Annotated in this window: 3 protein-coding genes; all 3 read left to right on the top strand. The window is 68.8% G+C overall.

Annotated features, from left to right (window positions below; genetic code table 11):
• Positions 1-860, top strand: an 860-nt coding sequence (locus AB0J58_RS44595) for a transposase (protein ID WP_364227837.1), incomplete at its 5' end; no start/stop codon positions are given.
• Positions 861-925: 65 nt separating this feature from the next.
• Complete coding sequence (locus AB0J58_RS44590; protein ID WP_364227835.1) at positions 926-1441, top strand: SigE family RNA polymerase sigma factor; 516 nt, start codon at positions 926-928, stop codon at positions 1439-1441.
• On the top strand, positions 1438-2574 hold the full coding sequence (locus AB0J58_RS44585; protein ID WP_364227832.1) for a hypothetical protein: 1137 nt from the start codon (positions 1438-1440) through the stop codon (positions 2572-2574). The genes AB0J58_RS44590 and AB0J58_RS44585 overlap by 4 nt, the downstream gene beginning before the upstream one ends.
• Positions 2575-2814: the final 240 nt, after the last annotated feature.

Raw genomic sequence — 2814 nt, 5'->3', positions numbered from 1 at the left:
AGCGGGCCCTGGCCAAACCGATCGTCTTTCGTCCCGGTGCGGCCCAGCCGTTCGACGACCGCTGCCTGTCCTGGCAGATGGACGCGCGCACAGTGAGCATCTGGACCACGCGCGGGCGGATGAAGAACGTGGCGTTCACCGCCTCGGCCGAGCAGCTCCAGACGGTGGCCGCCTACCGCAAGGGCGAATCGGACCTGCTGTACCGCGATGGCATGTGGTTCCTCATCGCCACCTGCGACATTCCCGACCGGCCGGTCGCCGCCCCGGACGGATTCCTGGGGGTGGATCTGGGGATCGTCAACATCGCGACCACCAGTGGCGGGGTTCGCCACAGCGGCAAGCACCTGAACGCGGTCCGCCACCGCCACCGCGAGCTGCGCCGCCGCCTGCAGGCCAAGCAGACCACATCCGCCAAACGGCTGCTGAAGCGGCGCCGCCGGGCCGAGGCCCGGTTCGCCGCGAACACCAACCACATCATCGCCAAGCAGATCGTGACCGAGGCTGCACGCACCGGGCAAGGCATCGCCCTGGAAGACCTCCAGGGCATCCGCGACCGGGTACGGCTCCGCAAGCCCCAGCGGGTCACCCTGCACTCATGGAGCTTCCACCAGCTCGGCTCCTTCATCGCCTACAAGGCGGCCCGTGCCGGGGTCGCCCTGGTGTACGTCGATCCGGTCTACACCTCGCAGGCCTGCTCCTCCTGCGGGCATGTGGACAAGAGGAACCGGTCCGGCCAGGCGACCTTCTCCTGTACGTCGTGCGGCTTCGCTGAGCACGCCGACGTCAACGCGGCCCGTAACATCGCCTCGCGCGGAGTGGCGGGCTGGGCAGTGAGTCACGCTGCCGACGACGCGGCCTGAACCGTCGAACCCATCGACGGCGAGGAGCTGCACGCTCGGTCGTTTACGGCCGAGAAGCTGACTACATGGACCGCTATGAGGGGTTCCAGGAATTCGTGTATGCCCGCCAGCAGTCGCTGATGCGGACCGCATACCTGCTCACTGGAAACGCCCACCTCGCCGAAGACCTGTTACAGACGGTCCTCACCAGGGTCGCCTCCCGCTGGCCCAGGATCGCCGGAAACGGCAACGTCGAGGCTTATGCCCGCAAGGCGCTGATCAATCAGCACCTGTCATGGCGCAGGCGGAGAGCCGTTGAACTGCCGAGCGCCACACTGCCCGAACACGGCCGGTCGCACGACGAGTCGACCGTACGCCGCCTGGCCCTGCGTCAGGCACTCGGCAGGCTGACCCCGCGCCAGCGGGCGGTGCTCGTCCTGCGTTTCTTCGAGGACCGCACCGAACACGAGACCGCCCGGCTCATGGGCTGCTCGCTCGGCACGGTCAAGAGCCAGACCCACCACGCTCTGTCGCGCCTGCGCGTCCTGGCCCCCGAACTGGCCGATCTGCTCGCCGACGTGCCGACGGAGGTGCACCGATGAACCTGCTCCGCGACGAACTACACCGGATCGCCGACGAGGCCCCTCAGATCGACCTGGCCGAGCGTGCCCTCAAGGGCGCCAGGCACAGGCGCGCCGTCACCCTGGCACTGGCCGTGGCCACCGCCGTGGCGATGCTGACCGGCGGTACGGTCACCGTGGTCAACGGCGGTCTACGCGGCGAGAGACCCATCGTGCTGGCGCCTGTCCCCGAGGCCGTCCCCGCGTTGCCGAAGAAGGACGTCGGACCGCTGGCCCGCGCCTACACCCACCTCTGCCCGCCTCCCACGATCGACGATACGAACTGTGCCGGCGGCCGGTGGCGGGTGGTCACCACCTCCGGAGTGACCTACGAGCTCACCGCCGCCCTGGGCCTCAGGAACGTGGGCAAGAAGGTCCTGCTCGGTCCGGTGGCGATCACCCAGAACGGCCGACGGATCGCCTACTACAGCGAGAAACAGCAGACCATCGAGGTACGCGACCTGCGGAGCGGCCTGACCTGGAAGGCGCCGCTCACGATCTCCAAGGACGACCTCGACGGCGAGAACTTCCTACGCCTGTCTCCCGACGGCCTGCACCTGATCTACACGAACTACGGCGGCAGACCCAGGCCGTACAGCGTCCCGATCGACATCGCGGGAGGTGAGACGAGCGCGTTGAACGGCGACTGGTTCCCGGTGAGCATCGGCGACGGCGGCAGCCCGGTCACGCTGGTGAGGCCGTACGACAGCACCACCCGGATCCGGGTCCTGGGCAACGAGCCGGTCACCGTCAAGGACTTCACCTACAGCTTCAGCGCCCTCGGCCCGGACGGGCGCACCCTGGCCAGAATCGGCTCGACCCGGGGCCGCGACGCCAAGCCGACGCCCAAGCGCCCACGGACGATCGTCACGATCGATGCCGTCAGCGGTCGCGAGAACCCCGAGGTGACGCCCCAGGGCATCCCGGAAGAGCTGAGCCCCTCCCACCTGGGCGGCTGGGTGAGCGACACCGAGGTGACGCTGCTCGCCGTGCCCGCACTCCCCGGCTCGGGCACGGCGACGCTGTACGCGGTGAACGTCCACACCGGCAAGACCAGACAGCTGCGAACGATCGACTCCGAAACCATCGGCGTCCTGCCGGGAGTGATCGGCTGAACCACATCGAGGGGCCCCGGGACGGCCCCGGTCATCCACCACCGCCGACCTCGGCACACCGCTCCGGCTACGCGCAGACCGGCGCTCTGCAGCCGCTGCCGAAGATGGAGGATTCTGCCGGCCGGGAAACATCGACAGGCCGTCCCCGTATCATCTCGGCACCGACAGGTGACCGTACGCCGCCGTGGAGACGCTTCCGTCTCCACGGCGGCTTCCGTTCGCCCCCCCAACGACGTGTAA

The sequence above is a fragment of the Streptosporangium sp. NPDC049644 genome, from assembly GCF_040675205.1.
In the GTDB taxonomy this organism is placed as follows: Bacteria; Actinomycetota; Actinomycetes; order Streptosporangiales; family Streptosporangiaceae; genus Streptosporangium; species Streptosporangium fukuiense.
This window is presented reverse-complemented; position numbering and strand designations above follow the sequence as displayed.

What these genes read in the sequence shown, in the direction of transcription:
- AB0J58_RS44585 (WP_364227832.1), top strand. Translation starts at nt 1,438, where the DNA reads ATGAACCTGCTCCGCGACGAACTACACCGGATCGCCGACGAGGCCCCT.
- AB0J58_RS44590 (WP_364227835.1), top strand. Translation starts at nt 926, where the DNA reads ATGGACCGCTATGAGGGGTTCCAGGAATTCGTGTATGCCCGCCAGCAG.